Origin of the sequence: Pontibaca salina (assembly GCF_016307205.1) — a bacterium.
In the GTDB taxonomy this organism is placed as follows: domain Bacteria; phylum Pseudomonadota; class Alphaproteobacteria; order Rhodobacterales; family Rhodobacteraceae; genus Pontibaca; species Pontibaca salina.
The window spans coordinates 367,973-387,254 of sequence record NZ_JAEIJD010000001.1 but is presented as its reverse complement, the minus strand read 5'-3'; the positions used below and the strand labels follow the sequence as shown (position 1 = coordinate 387,254).

Genomic DNA, 19,282 nt, shown 5'->3' with positions numbered 1-19,282 from the left:
CAGTTACATCTTGTTTGCAGTCAGGCACGTCGCAAATGTATTCGCGCATTCGATCTGCCTGACCCGCCCGGTAAAGATGAGAATGAAAAATCCGGACGCCCGATCATGATCGATGCGGGATGAGAAAGTTTCTTCGCAGCTTAGGGCCGAATTCAAGAGAGTGAGCGAGGTAAGTCACTTTAAACACATAATATTTGTGTAAATTAATTAGACATGATATCTATCAACTTGTAAAATTAGCCTGCCGCGGTACGAAAAAAAGTATCCGAATTTCCGCGAAATAGGAATGTTGCTGGTCATGACACGTGATTCGATTACTGGCAGCCGGATTCGCGAACGTCGGCTGATGGTGGGATTGCGGCAGACGGAATTGGCCAGGCAGGCGGAAATCTCGGCGTCCTATCTCAATCTCATCGAGCACAATCGGCGCCCGATTGGCGGCAAGCTGCTAGTGACCATCGCCAGGATTCTGGCAGTCGAGCCTTCGGTGCTGACCGAGGGGGCGCAGGCTGCGCTGATTTCCGGGTTGCGCGAGGCCGCTATTGATGCTGGCATCGACACCGCCGAACTTGACCGTGCCGAGGAGTTCGCGGGCCGATTCTCGGGCTGGGCCGAAGCATTGGTCGCTGGACATCGCCGCGTTGCCTCGCTTGAGCGGATCGTCGAGACGCTTTCGGATAGGTTGACTCATGATCCGCAATTGGCCGCATCCCTGCACGAGGTGCTGTCAACCGCTGCCGCGATCCGCTCAACCGCGTCGATTCTGGTTGAGATCGACGAAGTCGACGCCGATTGGCGCGATCGGTTTCACCGCAATCTCAATCAGGATAGTCGTCGCTTGGCGGAAAGCAGCAAGGCGCTGCTCGCTTATCTGGACGAAAGCCCCGATGCAGGTAAAGCGCGCGGCACACCGCAGGAGGAGGTTGACGCCTTCCTGACCGCACACGCCTATCATTTTCCCGAACTTGAACAAGCGGATGCGGATCCGAAGCTGCTGGCACAGCACGCACCCGAACTGACCACTGATGCCGCGCGGCAAATCGCAGCGGTGATCCTGACGCAGATTGCCGAAGATGCTCGGACGCTGCCGATAGCCCCGTTTCGTGCGGCGCTGGGGCGGGTCGGGCTGCAACCGGCAGCTTTGGGACGAGAATTTGCCTGCGACCTTCCCACCGTGTTCCGCCGCCTTGCCGCGATGCCGCCAGAGGCGCTGCCCGGTGAGTTGGGGCTGGTGGTGTGCGATGCGTCGGGCAGCATCCTGTTTCGCCGCGCGATGGCCGGATTTGTCGTACCGCGTTTCGCCGCATCCTGTCCGCTTTGGCCTTTGTTCACGGCCCTTGCCCGTCCGATGATGCCGATCCGCCGACGGGTCGAGCAGGCCGGTTCCAGCCCAACCCGGTTCGATTGCTGGGCCATCGCATGGCCGCAGCAGGTGACGGATTTCAATGCCGACCCATTGTTGCGCTCTTATATGCTGATCCTGCCGGTCGCGGATCAGGGCGGGGCAGCGCAGAGCGCCCACAAGGTAGGTTCGTCATGCCGGGTCTGCCCGCGAGAGGCCTGTTCCGCGCGTCGCGAACCGTCGGTTATGGCGAAGGGTTTTGACACCGAGTCCGATGCAGGGCTAAGCTGATATTCCAGACGTTAAGGAGGAGCGGACAGGTGACAGGGCGCCATGTTCTTCTGATTGAGGACGAACCCAACATCATCGAAGCGATCCGCTTTCTTCTGACGCGTGAGGGTTGGAAGGTGGATAGCCATACGCATGGCGGCGATGCAATCGAGGTCGTGCAGCGGATCAAACCGGATTTGCTGATCCTTGACGTGATGTTGCCCGGTAAGAGCGGCATGGACATCTTGCAAGAACTGCGTGCCTTGCCGGAATACGCAAACCTGCCCGTGCTGATGCTGACCGCGCGTGGGCAGATGCGCGACCGCGACATGGCCGAGCGCGCAGGTGTCAGCCGTTTCATGACCAAACCGTTCTCGAATATAGAGGTTCTGGATGCTGTGCGTGACCTGCTGACACAGACCAGCCGATCATGAGCCCGGAAGCGACGCGCCGCCGCCGTCGCGAAACGGTTGTTCATGAACGTCAAACCTATCGTCGCCGCCGCCATCGCGACGCGGCGCGCCTGCTCGCGGTGTTGGGCACGGTGCTGTTTGCGGTGCCGCTGTTATGGGAGCGCGCGGGGGCCGAGGGCGGCGCGGTGGCGATGTCTTCGGCAATAATATATCTGTTCAGCGCTTGGGCTGCATTGATCGCGATCAGCTTTTGGCTCGGTGTGACCGCCCGCCACTGGGAGCAGGACGAAACCGGCTCAACCCCGAATCAGGATGCGGAGACCGGATGATGGCCTCGTTCAACCTGCTGGTTGCCGTGTGTCTGGGCTATGTCGCGATCCTGTTCGCAGTTGCGTTCCTGGCTGACCGGATCGCTGCGACGGGGCGGGGGCGCTGGCTGCGTTCGCCGTTGATTTACACGCTGTCGCTGTCGATCTACTGCACCGCATGGACGTTCTATGGCGCGGTCGGTTACGCGGTGCGCTCGGGGCTGGAATTTGTCACCATCTATCTCGGGCCGACCATTGTGATGATCGGCTGGTGGTGGGGCCTGCGCAAATTGGTGCGCGTTGGCCGCAGCCAGCGGGTGACCTCGATTGCCGACCTGTTGTCGTCGCGCTATGGTAAATCGAATACGCTGGCGATTTGCGTCACCCTTTTGGCGGTGATCGGCATTACACCCTATATTGCTCTGCAATTGCAGTCGATCACCCTGTCTTTCACCACTTTTTCCGAAGCCGACCCCTCGCGGGGCTGGAGCGATGTGTCAAGCGGCCTGTGGGTGGCCGGTGGTCTGGCGATCTTTGCCATACTTTTCGGCACCCGCAACCTTGACGCGAACGAGCGCCACCATGGCGTTGTCACCGCCATCGCGCTTGAGGCGGTGGTCAAGCTGGTGGCGTTGCTGGCGGTTGGTATTTTCGTCGTCTGGGGGCTGGCTGGCGGCGTCAGCGAAACGATGGCACGTATCGACGCGTCGCCGATTGGCGAATGGAACGTCGATCCGGGCCGGTGGAGCGCGATCACCTTTCTGGCGGCGGCTGCCTTTGTCTGTTTGCCTCGCATGTTTCAGGTGATGGTGGTGGAGATCGACAATGAACGCCACCTGCACACCGCCGCTTGGGCCTTTCCGCTATATGTGTTCCTGATGAGCCTGTTCGTCGTACCCATTGCCGCGATTGGGCTGGAGCTGCTGCCCGAAGGCACCAATCCGGATCTGTTCGTGTTGACCTTGCCGCTGTCGCAGGGGCGCGAAGACCTTGCGATGTTGTCCTTTCTGGGCGGGTTTTCCTCGGCCACGTCGATGGTGATTGTGGCCAGCATGGCGTTGTCCACGATGTTGTCGAACCATATTGTCATGCCGATCTGGTTGTCCTGGACGGGCAGCGGCGCTTCGGTCTCGGGCGATGTGCGCAGTGTGGTGTTGCTGGCCCGGCGCGTGTCGATCGTCGTCGTCCTGGCGCTGGGATATTTCTATTACATGCTGTCCGGGGGTGGTGCGGGCTTGGCCGCGATCGGGCTGATCTCCTTCGCCGGGGTGGCGCAGATGCTGCCGCCGCTGGTGGGCGGGCTTTACTGGCGCGGCGCAACGCGTTCCGGCGCGCTGGCCGGGCTGGCCGTCGGCGCGGGTCTATGGCTCTACACCCTGTTGCTGCCGGGCTTGGGCGGGTTCTTGCCGGAGGCCGTGTTACAGCAGGGCCCTTTCGGGCTGTCGTGGCTGCGCCCGCATGCCTTGTTCGGGATCACCGGACTAGACCCGATGACACATGCGGTGATGTGGAGCATGGCACTGAACACATTGGTCTTTGTCGTGGTGTCCCTGATCAGTCTGCCCGACCCGGTCGAGCGGCTTCAGGGGGCTCAGTTCGTCGATGTGTTTGAACATTCGACCGGCTTGCGGGGGTGGACCGGCTATGTCGCCCAAAGTGAGGATTTGCTGGTCATGGCGCAGCGGATCCTTGGCGCAAGCGACGCGCAGGCGCTGTTCCAGCGCGAAGCCAAACGACAGGGCGCGCGCGGCACTTTGCCCGAACCAACGCCAGATTTCCTGCAACGGCTGGAACGCAACCTTGCGGGTTCGGTTGGCGCGGCGGCGGCCCATGCGATGATCGCGCAGATTGTCGGGGGCAGTTCGGTCTCGGTCGAGGATCTGCTGGCGGTGGCCGATGAAAGCGCGCAGATGCTGGAATATTCGAGCCAGCTTGAGGCGAAATCTGCCGAATTAAGCCGCACCGCAAGGCAGTTGCGTGAGGCCAATGAGATGCTGACCCGCCTGTCCGAGCAGAAGGATGCGTTTCTGGGGCAGGTCAGCCATGAATTGCGCACGCCGATGACGTCAATCCGCGCCTTCTCGGAAATCTTGCGCGATACCGAAGATTTGACCCCGGCGGAAACGACACGCTATGCGGCGATCATCCATGATGAGGCGCTGCGCCTGACGCGGCTGCTGGACGATTTGCTGGATCTGAACGTTCTGGAAAGCGGACAGGTCAGCCTTAACATGCGGTCCGGGGTGCTGGCGCAGGTATTGGAACACGCCTTGTCGGCAGCGCTGGCGGGGGCCGCGCGCAAGATGATCGTGCACCGCCGCCCCGAGACGGAAAACATACCGCTGCATTCTGATCTTGACCGGCTGGCGCAAGTGTTCATCAATCTCATCTCCAATGCACTGAAATATTGCGACACCGAACCACCGGAACTAACCATTCGCGTGCAGTCGCAGGGGGGGAAGGTTTCGGTCGATTTTATCGATAATGGCAGCGGTTTGACGGAAGAGGCGCAGACGCTGGCTTTTGAAAAGTTCTATCGCGTGAGTGGCGAAAAGGCCGGGGGGGCAGGCTTGGGATTGGCGATTTGTAGGGAAATCATGCAGCGCCTTGATGGCGATGTGACCTATCTGCCAGGGCAGGGCGGCGGCGCGTTTCGCGTTACCTTGCCAATACGTGACGACGTGAAGGTCGCCTGATCGATCCAGCGGTATAAAGACCATGGTAACCAGCGGCCTGTTAGCTTGGCCCTCGGGCAACAGCCGGACGGGCAGGTCAAGGGACGATGACGGATAAGAATCCTGTTTCAGCATTGCAGCGCAAACTGGCCAGTCCGGGCGGTGAAACGCTGGCCAAGGGATGGTCAATTTTGCGAGCGTTACGCGTTGCCACGGCGCGCGCCGCGGCAGAGGAGTTTGGTCTGTCGCTTTCGGTGATCGGCGCGACGCAGGCTTGGCGCGATCACGGCGATCTCGCCCCCCATCTGGATGACGCTCGCCTTTTGATTCTGCTGGACGGGCCAGAATCTGCGACTGGCGCGCTGGCGCTGGATCGTGCGGTGGTTGGTGCGCTGATCCAGCATCAGACCATGGGCAAAGTGCTGGGCAATTCCTCGGGTACACGACCCTATACCTCGACCGATGCGGCCTTGGCAGCACCGCTGGTCGACGCGATGCTGACCAGTGCGCAAAAATTGTGCGATCAATCTCAAGATCGCGATTGCCTTGCCGGTTTCCGCTTTGGCGCACGGGCAGAAACGCAGCAAGCTCTGCTGCTGGCACTCGATGGCGACCAGTACCGCGCCTTCGACCTGACTCTGGATATTGATCGCGGCAAAGTTCAGGGTGTGCTGTCGCTGGTGGTGCCGGACCGCTCGCAACCAGAAAACAGTGCCTATACCGGCGACGGTGCGATGGGGCATAGTGCCATTTTCGGAATGGTGCGCGCTGAATTGATGGCCTCAATCGGTCGCATCCAATTATCGTTAAGCACGTTAACCAAGGTGCAGGTCGGTGATGTGCTGCCGCTGCAAGGTCAAAACCTGCGGGGCGTAGAATTTATCTCGATTATGGGTGAGCGGGTGGCAAGCGGGCGCTTGGGGCAGGTCCGAGGCTTGCGGGCGGTCCGACTAAGCGATGGCGTCGCCCCCGATTCTGCAGCGGGCAGTTTTGCTGACCGCGCTAATGTCTGCAACCCTGCCCCGTTAGCGAATAATGGGCGGCCGTCATCGGACACAGCTAGATTGGAGTCCGGCGGTTCTTGCAATACACCGCAGGAAATGGCTCCCGAAGACCAGACGGCCGTTCAAGCCGCAGAGGAGATTACGCAACGCAGCAATCTGGTGGCCGAGGATGCGGCGGAACCTGAAGCCGAGGAACAATAAACGCAGCATATTTCATTGTTACGGTCGCGCTGGCGCATTGGAATGGCAGTACCATTTACGGCAAAGCATAGCGGTTTGCCTAAATGCGTAAAACTCAGCCGGATACGCGGGAAAGTTGTTCCAGAGTGGGGCGCAGACCTTCCAGATCGTAGCCCGCACGCGCTGTCGTCGCGAGGATTTCGTCCACGGGCATCGTCTCTGCCTGACCCAGTGCCCAGACCACGCTGCAGCGCGTGCCGGTGGCGCAATAAGCCAGAACCGGTCCGTCCGAACCGTCGATGAGCTCGCGCTGGCGGGCGACATTTTCCGGCGTCATGGTCTGGTGGGTCAATTCCAAGGTCTCAAACCCCAGCCCGGCGTCTTGCGCTGCGGCACGGATTGCTGCGGCCTGCTGGTCCTGCGGCACTTCGGCATCCGGACGGTTGCAAATCACCGTCTTGAACCCGGCATCAGCGATCGCGGCCAGATTTTCCGGAACAAGCTGCGGGGCGACATGGTAGCGGGAGGTGATGCGGCGAATATCCATAGGGCCGCTTACTCTGAAAATATCGCCCTGTCCAGATTGGCGGGAGCCGTTGTCGTGCCTACGGGGCGATTTCCGATGGAGCGTTGATGGGAAACCACCGCTCACACCAGCAGCTTGTCGCGCATCGGAGTCATTCCGCCTATGGTTGAGATGACGCATCCCTCGCCGTGGGGTCATGTGCTATGTTCGATTCGAACAGCGCGTCAAAGGTTAACAACCTATACCGGATGCGCAGGCCGCCAAGTTGTCAGGCGAATGTGACAGCAATCAGGAAATGCATAGGGGGGATACCATGCCGATTTCTGATCTCGAAAGACGTGCGGATAATCTGGAAAGCCGAATCGCGCAATCAGACTATCCTGAGCGGCTTCGTTTTCAGCCGGAATTCAGCAAGGTGCTGGCGCGGCTGCGGGCCGAGGGCGCACGGGTGCCGACGCGTCTGAGCAATCTCGATGAAAACCTGACGGACGAGGCCATCGAAGCCCGGTTCGACAACATGCCGGTTTGATTAGCCCAGCATCACGCCAACCACGACCAGCATCAGCCCGATGACCGATAAAAACAGCGCGCCGATATTCAGCGGCAGTACCGTTTGCAGGATGGAGCGCAGCTCATCATCCGATAACTGCTCGCGTCGGGCGCGGACAACGCGCATGATACTCCAGATCAGCCCGGCCAGCCCGATCAGGGAAATCGCTGCGCCGGCCCATATCATGATCTCGAACATGGTGTTTCCCGTTCTTCTGTCAGATATGCTGCGCCTATCGCAAGGTGGCGCGCGGCACAAGATCGCCGCACCGGGTCAGGGACGGCCCGCAGATTGGCGAATTGTCTCCATCCACACCTGCGCGCCTGCCCGCACCGCGTCGTATGTGGCGCGGCCCAGCGCCTCGCCTTGCGGCGTGTGCAGTCCGGCATAGGCCCCTTCGCCCGGTGGTGCGGCGATGGCGATGCAGTCGGTGCCGGTGCCAGTGGCTAGACCGTCGGGTAGGCTGTGGCCACTGTCGATAATGGCGGCGGTGCGCGCTTCGGTGGCGATCGACAGCGCTTCGATCAGGGCCGGGGCACTCAGGGGGCAAGAGAGTTGCACCGCAATGTTGATCGTACCCCAGTCGGTGCCGTGCCGGTCAAGCCGGGTGCCGATGCGTTCAGCATTAGACAGCCCGACGGTCGCGACGCAGCGCGCGGTGATATCTTCGACTGTTGCCGAAGAAGTCTCAAACGCATCCAAATGGCGCGAGGTCAGCATCGCCACGGCGGATTCATCGCCAAGGGTGCGAACCTCTTGGCCCAGCCAGTCCACCGCGTCAAAGCCTTGCGGCAGATCGGCGTTGCGCACCTCGCGCCAGAGGATATGGCGGGCAGTGACGAGGCCGGGATTAACCACCGCCCAACTGAGCACCCGATGCGGTGTGCCCAGGTCGAATGTCAGCCAGGGCCTGTGCAGGCGGATGCTCATTTGGTCAGTTCCATCGGCTGGAACACCACGCCCTGCGGTGTATCGCGATAAAACGCAGTGACGCCGAACACGCGGGCCACGTTATCGGCTGTCAGCACCTGTGCCGGCGGGCCATCGGCCACCAGTTGCCCGCGATCCAGCATTAACAGCCGCGTGCAATGGCGGGCCGCTTGCGCCAGATCGTGCAGCGATACGATCACCGAGCGCCCGGCGCGTGCCAGACCGGCAAACACCTGCATCGTTGCGATTTGATGCGCCGGGTCGAGCCCGGCAATCGGCTCATCGGCCAGCAATAGTGGGGTTTCCTGCGCCAACGCACGCGCGATCAGCACACGCGCCTGTTCGCCGCCTGACAGGTGGGTAGCGGTGCGGTGGCGCATCGGCTCAAGCTCCATATGCGCGATGGCGGCATCGACGGCGGCGCGGTCGGCATCGCGCAGACGGGCCCCGCGTGGCAGGTGCGGGATGCGGCCCAACGCGATTACCGCCTCGACGCTGACCGGCCAAGCGATCTCGCGCGCTTGCGGCATCCACGCGACGGCGCGGGCGCGCTCACTGGCGGGCAGGGCGGCCAGCGAAGAGTAGCCGCGCGCCTCCAGCAGACCCAGTGCGGCGCGCAGCAATGTCGTTTTGCCCGCACCGTTGGGTCCGATCAGGCCCACGCATTCGCCGGGCAAAACGCGCACGGTGACGCCATCGACAATCGGACAGTCGTTGCGAAAAACGGTCAGATCCGACAGAGATAGCAGGGTCATGGCAGTTCCTTCCGCGTCTTGTATATCAAATGCAGGAACAGCGGCGCGCCGACCAGCGCCATCAGAACGCCCAGTTTCAGATCACGGGTTGGGAAGACCTCGCGCACGGCGATATCTGCGGCCAGCACCATTGCCGCCCCGCCCAGCGCCGAGGCCCAGAGCAGCGCCGAGGGGCGGCCCCCGACAAAGGGGCGCAGCAGGTGCGGTACCACCAGCCCGACGAACCCGATCGCCCCGGCGACGGCGGTGGCCGCCCCGACGCTGGCGGCGGTGCCAAGGATCAGCGCCAGACGCAAGCGGGGCAAGCGTACGCCCATCGCCTGTGCCGCGTCCTCGCCCAAGGTCAGCGCATCAAGACTGCGGCCCAGCCCGGCCAGCAATGCCCAGCCAACCAGCATGAAGGGCAGCGCCAGCCAGATATGGGTGAATGAGCGGTCGGCCAGCGAGCCCATCATCCAGAATACGATATCAGCGGCGGCGAATGGATTGGGCGAAAGGTTCAGCACCAGCGAGGTCAGCGCCCCGGCCAGCGCCGAGATCGCGATGCCTGCAAGGATCAGCGTGATTGATGCACCGCGCGGTCCGGCCAGCATCAGGATCAGCAGCACCGCCAGCACCGCCATCCCCAGCGCCGAGAGGGGGAGCGCCAGTGCAAAGGCCGCCGCCAGCCCGGTCTGCAACGCCAGCACTGCGCCCAAAGCGGCGGCCCCCGACACGCCGATCAGCCCCGGCTCGGCCAGCGGGTTGCGCAAATAGCCCTGCATTGCCGCGCCGGACAGGCCCAGCGAGGCACCGATCATCACCGCCAGCAGCGCGCGCGGCAGGCGGATTTCGCGCATCACCACGGAAAGCGGGGTGCCATCATCGCCCGCCAGCGCGGCCAGTGCTTGCCAAGCTGACACCGGCAGTGGGCCGCTGAGCAGCGACGCTGCAAACAAAGCTGCGACCAGCACGAGAAGCAGCGCCGCCAGCCTCATCCCGCGTGCTCCAGCCGCAGGCGCAGCGCGCGCATTTCGCGCACCGCGTCCAGCACGGCAGGGGTGCCGCAGATCCAGTCCTGATCGGTCAATTGGCCCGCCATTGCGGTATCGGGCAATGCGCGCAGGGCCGGGTGGGCCAGCACGTCCTCGGCGCGGGCCTGACCGGGATAGTCGCGCCCGGTCACGATCAAGTCGGGGGCCAGCAGCACCAGTTGTTCCAGCGGCAGGGTGCCGCCATGGTCAAGACCCGCATCATCCGCGACATTGTCGAAACCGGCCGCGCGCAAGATGTCCCCGGCCAGTGTGCGCCCGCCCGAACTGTAGCCGTTGGCGTAATAGATCGCGGCGCGCGGGCGGGCAGTCTGGGCATCGTCCAGCCCGGCCAGCGCGGCATCGAAATCGGCGGTCAGGCGGGTGGCCGCCTGCTGCCGCCCCAGCGCCGCCCCCATCTGTGCCAGCCGATCGGGTACATCTGAAAGCGCCGTCGCGGGGGCAAAAAGCGCGACCTTTATGCCGAGCTTGCGCAGCATCTGCACGGTGGCGGGGTCGGTGAAGGTGCCGGCCAGCACCAGATCGGGTTGCAGCAGATAGACCTCTTCGGCGCGCGATCCGTTGGTCGGCAAGGCCTTCGCGGCCTCGACCATGACGGAACTGCCCGGATCATGCGCCAGCCGCGACACCGATACCAATTGCCCCGGAGCGGCCAGCATCAGCGCCAGTTGATCGGTGCAGAGATTGACCGACACGACCCGCGCGGGCGCATCGGCCAAAGCCGCCGTGGCGGTTATCAATGCCACGGCGAAAGTGGCGAGTGTTCTAGAAATCGGCACGGACACCAACATAGAACGCCCGGTCGGACGTGCCATAGCCTTTGGCGGTCTGGTATTGCTCGTCGGTGAGGTTATCGATGCGCAGATAGACCTGCGATGCCTCGCTCAGATCATAGGTCAGCCCGGCATTGACGAGGGTGTAGTCAGGCATGGGGGTGCCCTGATCCACCCGATTGGCTACATGGTTTAGCATGATTTGACCGCTCAGGCGGGGCGCAAGTTCGGCCGAAACGCCAAGCAACAGGTCATGTTCCGGCACGCGGTCGAGCTGGTTGCCATCGGCTTTTTCTGCATCCGTATAGGTGTAGTTGCCGAACAGCGTCCAGCCCTTCGCAACGGACCATGCCCCGTCAAATTCAACTCCTTGCCGGGTCGATTCGCCCTTTGTATTTTCAAGCGTTGCAGGGGTGCCGGGTTTATAAGCGATGAGATCATCAATCTCGGTACGGAATATTGTTGCCGCGATCCACGCGACATCGTTGAAATGCTGATCAATACCCAGTTCGAAGGACCGGCTTGTTTCAGGCGTCAGGTCGGGATTGCCAATGAATGGAAAGTTACCGGGGTACTGACCATAAAGCTCGTCTATCGCTGGCGGGCGATAACCCGTTGCGACAGCGCCGCGCAAAACCGTCCCTTCCAAGGGCCGCCAGGAAAATGCCAGTCGTCCCGTCGTTTCGCTGCCAAAGCTAGAATGATCGTCCAGGCGAACCGTCGCGATCAGATCTAGATCATCATTGGGTGTATAGACGGCCTCGACGAAAGCGCCGGTTGTTTCGATCTTTTCTGACCCGCTCGTCAGGTTGGCATAGTTGGCAGTTTCACGCTGATGATCCATACCACCTGTCAACCGTATTGTGTCACTCAGGTTGCCTGTCGCACGGTATTCAAATCTCAATCGGTTCGCTTCGAACCGGCTGCTGTAGGGCTTGGCGTTGCCGGTTGTTGTCGGAGAGTCGACGGTTCGTTTGACTTGATAATGCTGTACCGACATGTCGTGTTTGACATTGCCAGCTTCAAAGCGGCCGTAGGCCCGCAACCCGACCGCATTACTCGTGGCGATTTCATCCGGGGTGCCGTCCTGTGGAGTATTTCCATACTCATCAAACTCGGTGCGCCCATCCTCGACAAAGCCATTTAAGCCGATAGAAGCAGTATCGGTCAGGTGATGTTCGATCCCGAAACTTAACCGCGTCCGGCGAAACCCATCGGCCTCGGTGCTGCCGTCGTTCTCATCTGCCGCCGAAAACCCGTCGGAGCGAGCATGAGCTAAGCCAAAACTGACTGTAGATCGTTCAGTACGATGGATTATGTCATAATTTGTCGCGAAACTGCCATAGGAGCCTGCTGCCACCTCGGCGGACTGGCTGATGCCGTCGGGTCCTTCGCTTGTTGGCAAAGTCGAAATGTTTACCACCCCAGCAACCGCAGAGCCGCCATAAAGCGCCGACTGGCTGCCTTTCAGCACTTCGATACGTGAGACCCCGCCCGTGATCAGTCCACCGAAATCGCTAAAGCCGCCGCTGGTGTCAGATGGATCGGTGGCGAGGATGCCGTCGATGTAGACGGGGATGTATCGACTTTCGTTACCGCGGATACGCAAGCTGCCTTCGGCCCCGACGGGACCGTTTTGCGAGATTGAGACACCGGGCAGATAATCGAGTTGCGACAACAGGCCTAGGTTTCCCGCGCGGTCGAGATCGTCGCCTTCCAGAACTTCGATGCTCTGTCCGGTGCGCGTGGCCTGCGTCGGCTCAGCCGTCGCCGACAGCACCATCGTGCCGAGGTCGAAATATTGCTGCGCCGCAGCTGGTGCCGCGCCAAGTGCCAATGTGGTTGCGAGTAATCTTTTCATGTCAAAGCCCTTCCCCGGACCTTTGATTGTTTGTGTGGTGTCTGGAAGGGCCAAGGCGGCGCCTGCGCAAACGGTGAGTGTGTCACCATTGCGGAACATGCCGCCCATATGACGCCCCTCGCGCCACATGAAGGTGATCGCTTTGGCAGGTCTCCTGACTTGCGGGTCGTCGCGTGGAACAGACCTTCCCAGCCCATCGGGCCAGTGGCATCCTCTGTTCACGCTCTCCGCCTACAGTTGCGGGGGCAGTCATGGTTTTGACCATATCGGTCGCACCACGTTCCCTTTAACGACGAGTCACCCCGCCGAACCAAAGCGAATCCCGGATAAGCGCAAGCGACTGTCGGATCAAGGGGGATCATATCTTGCGAAGGATGCGGGCGGGTTGTATTGCCCAAGTTCACCCCGATTTGCGAAGCCCGACGGAGTCTCACCGATGAGCGACCCAATATCGACGCCATGCCGCGCTGCCTCTGATGCGCCGGGGCAAGCGCATTGCGTTTCTGCGACAGAGGGCGCGCCGTCTAAGAGCGCCTTTCGCAGGCGATTGAAGCCATTGAAAAGGTCGAGCGGCGGGAACAGGGAACGCAGGATATAGCCGATCACGAAAACGAGGTCTCGGCGGAGAGCAAAGGGTGTGGATTCAAACAGGATTATCGGATTGTTGTGTGAGTGAGCAGGCAACAGCTTAGACGGAAGCACGGTTCTATTGCGTGTTCTCTTGGAAAAAACAGTCCTGAAGACTAAAATCGAGGAAAGCATGACAGATTACGAAGAAGCAACCGATTCCTACAAGGTAAGCGCGGGCGAACTGCGCCAGTTCGTCGAGCGCATCGAGCGGCTTGAGGCTGAAAAAAAAGACATCGCTGACCAAACCAAAGAGGTCTTTGCGGAATGCAAAGGGCGCGGTTACGATGTTAAGGCAGTTCGCGCCCTGATCAGACTCCGCAAGCGCGACAAGGACGATATCGCCGAAGAAGAAGCCGTGCTTGAGATGTATAAGGAAGCGCTGGGCATGTGATCCGGTCCCGCCCGCCACTGCCAATGGCAGAAGCGTTCCCACGGGTCCGCGTTTCGCGCGCGCCAGCGCGGGAATTATCGCCGGAGATTCAGTAACCGGCGCTGCGGTCCACAATATGCAACAGAGGCAGGCCTGCTTCGTTTCGGCGGATGTTCTCGGCAATGACATGGCTGGAACTGGCGGGACGGGTTTCCGAGGCAATATGCGGAGTCACCGTCACGTGGGGATGACTCCAATAACGGTGGTCGCGTGGCAGTGGTTCGGTGCGGAAAGTGTCCAGCGTGGCATGGCCGATTTGCCCGCTGTCGAGCGCATCAAGCAGGGCCGTGTCGTCGATCAGCGTGCCACGCCCCGGATTCAAGACGACCGCGCCGCGCGGCAGCAAGGCAAGCGTCTGCGCATTCAGCGTATTTTCGGTGGCCGCTGTCGCGGGCAGCAGCAAAATCACGATCTGTGCCGTCGCCAGCGCCTTGGCCAATCCGGCTTCGCCATGGGTGCAATTAATGCCCTCAAGCGATTTCGCGCTGCGGCTCCAGCCGGTGACGGGAAAGCCCAAACTGGATAGGGCGCGCGCACAGGCGGTCCCCAGCGCCCCAAGCCCCAGAATCGTCACCGGCCGGTCCTGCGCCAACGGCGGGGCGACTGGGGTCCACTCATGCTCGGGGTTGATGATATGCGCGTCCATGCCAAGGTGATGGCGCAGCGTATGGCCGGTGACCCATTCAACCATGCCGCGCTCCAACCCCGGATCGACCATGCGGGTCAGCGGGACGGTCAGGGTCGAATTGGTCACCACATCCTCGACCCCAGCCCAGATATTCAACACCGCCTTGAGCCGCGAATAGGGCGTGAAATCCTGCACCGGGCTGTTGGGCGCATAGACTATATAATCCACCATTTCGGGGGGGAAATCGGTGCGCAGATCGAATTCCAGACCGGTCTGCGCCAGCTCCGTGTGCAGCGGCAACTGATAATCAGCCCAGTCGGCGGAACTGGCAAAAAGGATATTGACCGGCATTCAGCGTCTCCTGTTGCGGGGGCGGTGGATATGGGCGCTTTGTACCAAACCAAGGGCGGCCATCAACACCAGCATAGCCGAACCCCCATAACTGATCATTGGCAAGGGTACGCCCACGACCGGGGCCAGCCCCATGACCATTGACATGTTGACCCCGAAAAACAGAAAGACCGTGACCGCAATGCCGAGACTGACCAAGGATGAAAACCGGTCGCGGGCGGCCAAAGCCGTTGAGATGCAAAACACCAAGATCAGCGTGTAAAGCGCCAGCAACGACAATCCGCCGACAAAACCGAACTCCTCGGCCAGTGTGGTAAAGATAAAGTCGGTATGCTTTTCTGGCAGAAAATTCAGCCGCGATTGTGTGCCCTGCATAAAACCGCGACCTGCCCAGCCGCCAGATCCCAGCGCGATTTTCGACTGGGTGATGTGATACCCAGCGCCGAGCGGATCGGTCGACGGGTCGAGAAAGGTGTCGATGCGGCGAAACTGATAGTTCTTGAGCAATTGCCAATCGGTGCCGCGACTTTGGAATACGGTGGTCACCAGTCCGATACCTGCTGCGATGACGACAGCGAAATAGGCCCAATGCACCCCGGCCAAAAACATCAGCGCGCCGCCGCCCAGGATAAAAAGGATTGAGGTGCCCAGATCCGGTTGTTGCAGCACCAGCCAGGTCGGCAGCAGGATGAATAGCAAGGGAAGCATGACCCAAAACGGGCGCGAGGTGCGCTTGGCGGGCAGCCAGTCGTAATAGGCGGCCAGCAACATAACCATGGTTATTTTGACCAGCTCGGAGGGCTGCAAACGCACAAAGCCGAGGTCGAGCCAGCGTTGCGCGCCCATGCCGACGGTGCCGAAAAATTCCACGGAAACCAGCAGGGCGAGCGATAAGAGATAGGCCAGTGCGGCAATGTTGCGCCAGAACCAGATCGGCACCAGCGCCACCACCAGCATCACCGCCAGTCCCAAGGCGAAACGCTCCATTTGCGGTTTGGCCCAAGGCGTGAAAGAGCCACCGGCAACCGAATAGAGCATCAGGAAGCCGACACAAGCCACCGTGATCGTGAGCACCAGCAGGGGCCAGTTCAGGTACAGCAGCTTGCGCAGCCCGGTTGGGACTGATTTGACGTTATATTCAAGATAGCTCATGCGCGATTGCGTCCATCGGATTTGATATCGGGGCGTTCGCGGTGCAGGCGTTTCTGTTGGGCCTCGATCCGCGCGCGGTCCTTTGACGGGTAGGCGGTCAAAGGCGGCGTGCCATCGTAGAGCGCTTGTAGCGTGATGTCGCGGGCGATCGGAGCGGCGACACTAGAGCCGCCGCCGCCGTGCTCGACCACCACAGATACCGCATATTTCGGATTATCAAAGGGCGCGTAATTCACGAACAGTGCGTGATCGCGCCGCTCCCATGGCAGATCTTGATTGCGGATTACTCCGGCCGCGCGTTCAGCAGCGGTGATGTTGCGCACCTGACTGGTGCCGGTCTTGCCCGCCATGCGATAGGCTTCTTCGATGATGCGACTGCCATAGGCGGTGCCGCGCCGGTCGTTGCTGACGGCAAACATCGCCCGACGCATATGGTGCAGATTGTTTTCGTTCAGGCCCATATCCTCGCCGGGATTACCGGTTTGTTCGACCCCGTTTATCGACCGGACAAGTCGCGGCGCGACGAGCCGCCCAGTCGCCAGCCGCGCGCTCATCACCGCCAGTTGCAGGGGGGAGGCCAGCATGTACCCTTGCCCGATAGAGGCGTTGACTGTGTCCCCGATCTGCCATTTCTGTCCATGCACGCGCTCTTTCCATGCGCGGTCCGGGGCGAGACCGGTGGCGACGGCGGACATCGGCAAATCGTGATAAACACCAAGGCCAAAGCGCTGGGCCATGGCCGAAATCTTGTCGATGCCGACCTTGATCGCCAGATCGTAAAAATAGACATCACAGCTCTGTTTCAGCGAGTTCTGCAAGTTGACATGGCCGTGGCCACCGCGTCTCCAGCAATGGAACCGGCGACCCGAAACAGTGAGATGGCCGGGACACCAGACGGTTTCCTCGGGGCCGATCAGCCCGGCCTCCAGTGCGGCCATTGCGGTCATCATCTTGAAAGTCGATCCCGGAGGGTAAAGCCCCTGCACCGTCTTGTTGGCAAGCGGGCGATAAAGATCTTCGGTCAAGGCCCGGTAATTTGCCACCGAGATACCGCGAACGAACAGGTTGGGATCAAAGCTGGGCGACGAGACGATCGCGCGCAAATCGCCGCTTTCGCAATCGATCACCACGGCGGCGGCGCTCTCGCTGCCCAGACGGGCCTGAACATAGCCCTGAAGGCTGGCATCGATGGTCAACTGCAGATCCGCACCCGGCTCGCCGTCGCGCCGGTTGAGTTCTCGCATGACCCGCCCGGTCGAGTTGACTTCGATCCGCTTGGCGCCGGCCTTGCCGCGCAGGACTTGTTCGAGCTTGGTCTCGACGCCAACCTTGCCGATCTGAAAGCGCGGGATGTGCAGGACCGGCTCGGGGTCGGTAAGCCGGCTGAGGTCGTATTCGCTGACCGGACCGACATAGCCGATGACATGGGCAAAATCCGCCTTGCGCGGATAAAATCGGGTCGAGCCGACTTCAGGGGTGATTCCGGGCAGGGCCGGGGCATTAACGGCGACTCGGCTGATGTCCTCCCATGTCACCTGATCGGCCAGGGTGATGGGCAGGAAGGGCGGGCTGCGGCGGATCTCGGCCATCGCGCGCTCGATCTCTTTGGGGTCAAGCGGAACTAGATTCGAGATTCGCGCAATCACCTCTTCCACGTCGCCGGCATCTTCTGGCACGATGATGATACGATAGCTGGGGCTATTTTGCGCGAGAATCTGGCCAAAACGATCATAAATCTCGCCCCGTTTTGGGGGAATCAGGCGCACATTGATGCGGTTTTCTTCGGCCAGAAGGCGGAATTGATCGGCCTGATCCATTTGAAGATATCGCATACGCAGAACCAGAACTCCGACGAATGCCGCTTGCGCGCCGCCCAGCAGCAATGTGCGCCGCGACAGGGTGCGGTGCGTGGCTTCAAGCTCTTTGGGATTACGTTTCATGGGCGCACTCTCGAAGTTCGTCCGTCCCTGGGCATGGGGCGGCGCACGCGCAGGATCACTTGCGTGACAACAACTATCAACGGATAGGTCACCACTGTCATGACCAGTTGGATCAGGCTAAGCGTGAGCGGTGCCTGCTGCACCGTCAAGATGCCAAGAACAAGGCGATTGGCAAAAGTGATTGCAACGATGACGACGCCGACAGTCGCCCATTCGAGTACAAACCCCATTTCGCCCAAATTGGAGGCGCGGCTTTTGAGGTGCTCGCTGCCCAGAACCACGAGTAGCGCCAGCAGGCCGGGCGGGCGCTGGAACAGCAGGTCAGCCATCAACATCACGGCAGCGATGCTGAGGGCGGGAACGTATTCGGGACGGCGCAGCGACCAAGCCAGTGTGAACGCCAGCAACAGATCGGGGGGCGCCCAATGGCGGGGCAGGGTGTCCAGCGGCAGAAGGTGAAAGAAGATGATCACCAGCGCCAGCGCGCAGTATCCCAGCCGTATCAGCCAAAGTCGGGCGGGCGAGGACTTAGCCACTGTTCGTCTCGTCACTTGACGGGTCGACGGGGTGGTCAAGTACGCCGGGAAGAAGAGCGGGCGGAAAGTCGTCAGCCGGAGCATCGGGCACGACCAGAAGGCCCGGACCCTGTGGCGTTTCGCTGCCGTGGTGGCGCAGCAGGCGTAAGAATTCCAAGCGCTCAAAGTCGGCTGCAAGACGGACGCGAAGCCGCCCTGAGGGGTCTGCAGCGACCTGTCCGATCAAAAGGCCGTTGGGGAATACGCCGCCATCGCCCGAGCTGATCACGCGATCCCCTGGGCGCACCAGATCCGAGTTCTCCAGAAAATCTATCAAGGGCGCGGCGTTGTTGTCACCGGATACAAGCGCGTTCTGACCTGAGGGCTGGATTAGCGCAGGCACTGAACTGGCCGTGTCGGTTAACAGGATCACCCGCGCGGTATTCTTTCCGGTGCCCGAGATCCGCCCGACCAACCCGATACCGTCCATTGCCGCCCAGCCATCACGCACCCCGTCATGTGATCCAACGTTCAACAACACCGATTGGCGAAAGGGCGATCCGCTGTCGGCCAATACCACACCGGTGATATAGGTCAGACGCGGGTCAAGGCGGACGTTATTCAGGTCCAGCAGCCGGGCATTCTCCTGTTCGAGTTGCAGCGCGGCTTCTTTCCACGCTTGCATCTGGCGCAACTCGCTCCGCAATTCTCGGTTTTGTTCGCTTAGGTGTTGGTATGACTGAAAGTCGCGCATTAATCTGATTGCGCCTGTGACTGGTCTCATTGCCCAGTTCATGTTCGGGACCACCGTGTCGGTCACCTGCGCGCGAAAACGTTCGACCCGTGGGCTGTCGATGCGCCAAACCAGAAAGACCGCCAGAAGAAAAAGACAGATAACAGCGATCAGCAAACGCCGCACTGGACGGGTGAAATCATCGCGATTTGATCTGTCCCTGGACAATGGCTTCCTTCCGCCGCGCCGCGTGCAGTGAACCGGATCGCGAACAAAGAGTGCGTT

The 19,282-nt window shown here is 61.1% G+C and carries 20 protein-coding genes and 1 riboswitch; of the genes, 8 read left to right on the top strand and 12 right to left on the bottom strand.

What is annotated here, in order from left to right; all coding sequences use genetic code 11:
- Nucleotides 1-298 precede the first annotated feature (298 nt).
- From JAO82_RS01970 to JAO82_RS01950, 5 genes are all read left to right on the top strand, one after another.
- Entirely contained in the window at nucleotides 299-1,633 is a 1,335-nt protein-coding gene (locus JAO82_RS01970; RefSeq protein WP_198684647.1) for a helix-turn-helix domain-containing protein, read from the top strand.
- Nucleotides 1,634-1,662: 29 nt separating this feature from the next.
- A complete protein-coding gene (locus JAO82_RS01965; RefSeq protein ID WP_198684646.1) occupies nucleotides 1,663-2,046 on the top strand; it encodes a response regulator transcription factor in 384 nt (127 codons plus the stop codon).
- Nucleotides 2,043-2,354 carry a hypothetical protein gene (locus JAO82_RS01960; protein WP_198684645.1) on the top strand — a complete coding sequence of 104 codons (312 nt, stop codon included), beginning with the start codon at nucleotides 2,043-2,045 and terminating at the stop codon, nucleotides 2,352-2,354. Before JAO82_RS01965 ends, JAO82_RS01960 begins: the two co-directional genes overlap by 4 nt.
- Nucleotides 2,354-5,029: an ATP-binding protein gene (locus tag JAO82_RS01955; RefSeq protein ID WP_198684804.1), complete on the top strand. Its 2,676-nt coding sequence runs from the start codon at nucleotides 2,354-2,356 to the stop codon at nucleotides 5,027-5,029. Before JAO82_RS01960 ends, JAO82_RS01955 begins: the two co-directional genes overlap by 1 nt.
- 86 nt (nucleotides 5,030-5,115) lie before the next feature.
- Nucleotides 5,116-6,213 (top strand): FliM/FliN family flagellar motor C-terminal domain-containing protein, encoded by a 1,098-nt coding sequence (locus JAO82_RS01950; protein WP_198684644.1) that lies wholly within the window; start codon nucleotides 5,116-5,118, stop codon nucleotides 6,211-6,213.
- 94 nt (nucleotides 6,214-6,307) lie between these two features.
- Here the strand turns inward: JAO82_RS01950 and JAO82_RS01945 are convergent, their stop codons facing one another.
- On the bottom strand, nucleotides 6,308-6,739 hold the full coding sequence (locus JAO82_RS01945) for a TIGR01244 family sulfur transferase (RefSeq protein WP_198684643.1): 432 nt from the start codon (nucleotides 6,737-6,739) through the stop codon (nucleotides 6,308-6,310).
- A gap of 292 nt (nucleotides 6,740-7,031) precedes the next feature.
- On the opposite strand from JAO82_RS01945, the gene JAO82_RS01940 reads away from it, so the two are divergent.
- Nucleotides 7,032-7,247: a hypothetical protein gene (locus tag JAO82_RS01940; RefSeq protein ID WP_198684642.1), complete on the top strand. Its 216-nt coding sequence runs from the start codon at nucleotides 7,032-7,034 to the stop codon at nucleotides 7,245-7,247.
- Here JAO82_RS01940 and JAO82_RS01935 read toward each other — a convergent pair whose 3' ends face one another.
- The 6 genes from JAO82_RS01935 to JAO82_RS01910 form a co-directional block, all read right to left on the bottom strand.
- Nucleotides 7,248-7,466: a hypothetical protein gene (locus tag JAO82_RS01935; protein WP_198684641.1), complete on the bottom strand. Its 219-nt coding sequence runs from the start codon at nucleotides 7,464-7,466 to the stop codon at nucleotides 7,248-7,250.
- 75 nt (nucleotides 7,467-7,541) lie between these two features.
- Nucleotides 7,542-8,198 carry an adenosylcobinamide amidohydrolase gene (locus tag JAO82_RS01930; RefSeq protein WP_198684640.1) on the bottom strand — a complete coding sequence of 219 codons (657 nt, stop codon included), beginning with the start codon at nucleotides 8,196-8,198 and terminating at the stop codon, nucleotides 7,542-7,544.
- Nucleotides 8,195-8,953 (bottom strand): ABC transporter ATP-binding protein, encoded by a 759-nt coding sequence (locus tag JAO82_RS01925; RefSeq protein WP_198684639.1) that lies wholly within the window; start codon nucleotides 8,951-8,953, stop codon nucleotides 8,195-8,197. The genes JAO82_RS01930 and JAO82_RS01925 overlap by 4 nt, the downstream gene beginning before the upstream one ends.
- A complete protein-coding gene (locus JAO82_RS01920) occupies nucleotides 8,950-9,930 on the bottom strand; it encodes a FecCD family ABC transporter permease (RefSeq protein WP_198684638.1) in 981 nt (326 codons plus the stop codon). Before JAO82_RS01920 ends, JAO82_RS01925 begins: the two co-directional genes overlap by 4 nt.
- Nucleotides 9,927-10,763 (bottom strand): ABC transporter substrate-binding protein, encoded by an 837-nt coding sequence (locus JAO82_RS01915; RefSeq protein ID WP_332872459.1) that lies wholly within the window; start codon nucleotides 10,761-10,763, stop codon nucleotides 9,927-9,929. The genes JAO82_RS01920 and JAO82_RS01915 overlap by 4 nt, the downstream gene beginning before the upstream one ends.
- On the bottom strand, nucleotides 10,750-12,618 hold the full coding sequence (locus tag JAO82_RS01910; RefSeq protein WP_198684636.1) for a TonB-dependent receptor plug domain-containing protein: 1,869 nt from the start codon (nucleotides 12,616-12,618) through the stop codon (nucleotides 10,750-10,752). Before JAO82_RS01910 ends, JAO82_RS01915 begins: the two co-directional genes overlap by 14 nt.
- Before the next feature lie 127 nt (nucleotides 12,619-12,745).
- A riboswitch (cobalamin riboswitch) is annotated at nucleotides 12,746-12,948 on the bottom strand.
- 216 nt (nucleotides 12,949-13,164) lie between these two features.
- Here JAO82_RS01910 and JAO82_RS14455 point away from each other — a divergent pair.
- Complete coding sequence (locus tag JAO82_RS14455) at nucleotides 13,165-13,290, top strand: GapR family DNA-binding domain-containing protein (RefSeq protein WP_198684803.1); 126 nt, start codon at nucleotides 13,165-13,167, stop codon at nucleotides 13,288-13,290.
- 88 nt (nucleotides 13,291-13,378) lie between these two features.
- The gene (locus JAO82_RS01900; RefSeq protein WP_198684635.1) at nucleotides 13,379-13,639 is read left to right on the top strand and encodes a DUF2312 domain-containing protein; all 261 of its coding nucleotides are present in this window, start codon (nucleotides 13,379-13,381) and stop codon (nucleotides 13,637-13,639) included.
- Nucleotides 13,640-13,727: 88 nt separating this feature from the next.
- Here the strand turns inward: JAO82_RS01900 and JAO82_RS01895 are convergent, their stop codons facing one another.
- From JAO82_RS01895 to mreC, 5 genes are read right to left on the bottom strand one after another with little or no spacing between them, the layout of a single operon-like run.
- Complete coding sequence (locus JAO82_RS01895) at nucleotides 13,728-14,657, bottom strand: 2-hydroxyacid dehydrogenase (RefSeq protein ID WP_198684634.1); 930 nt, start codon at nucleotides 14,655-14,657, stop codon at nucleotides 13,728-13,730.
- A complete protein-coding gene (gene rodA, locus JAO82_RS01890; protein WP_198684633.1) occupies nucleotides 14,658-15,809 on the bottom strand; it encodes a rod shape-determining protein RodA in 1,152 nt (383 codons plus the stop codon).
- Nucleotides 15,806-17,749, bottom strand: a complete 1,944-nt coding sequence (gene mrdA / locus JAO82_RS01885) for a penicillin-binding protein 2 (RefSeq protein ID WP_198684632.1) — start codon at nucleotides 17,747-17,749, stop codon at nucleotides 15,806-15,808. Before mrdA ends, rodA begins: the two co-directional genes overlap by 4 nt.
- The gene (locus JAO82_RS01880; protein ID WP_198684802.1) at nucleotides 17,746-18,285 is read right to left on the bottom strand and encodes a rod shape-determining protein MreD; all 540 of its coding nucleotides are present in this window, start codon (nucleotides 18,283-18,285) and stop codon (nucleotides 17,746-17,748) included. Before JAO82_RS01880 ends, mrdA begins: the two co-directional genes overlap by 4 nt.
- Nucleotides 18,278-19,225, bottom strand: a complete 948-nt coding sequence (gene mreC / locus JAO82_RS01875; RefSeq protein ID WP_198684631.1) for a rod shape-determining protein MreC — start codon at nucleotides 19,223-19,225, stop codon at nucleotides 18,278-18,280. The genes JAO82_RS01880 and mreC overlap by 8 nt, the downstream gene beginning before the upstream one ends.
- Nucleotides 19,226-19,282 lie beyond the last annotated feature (57 nt).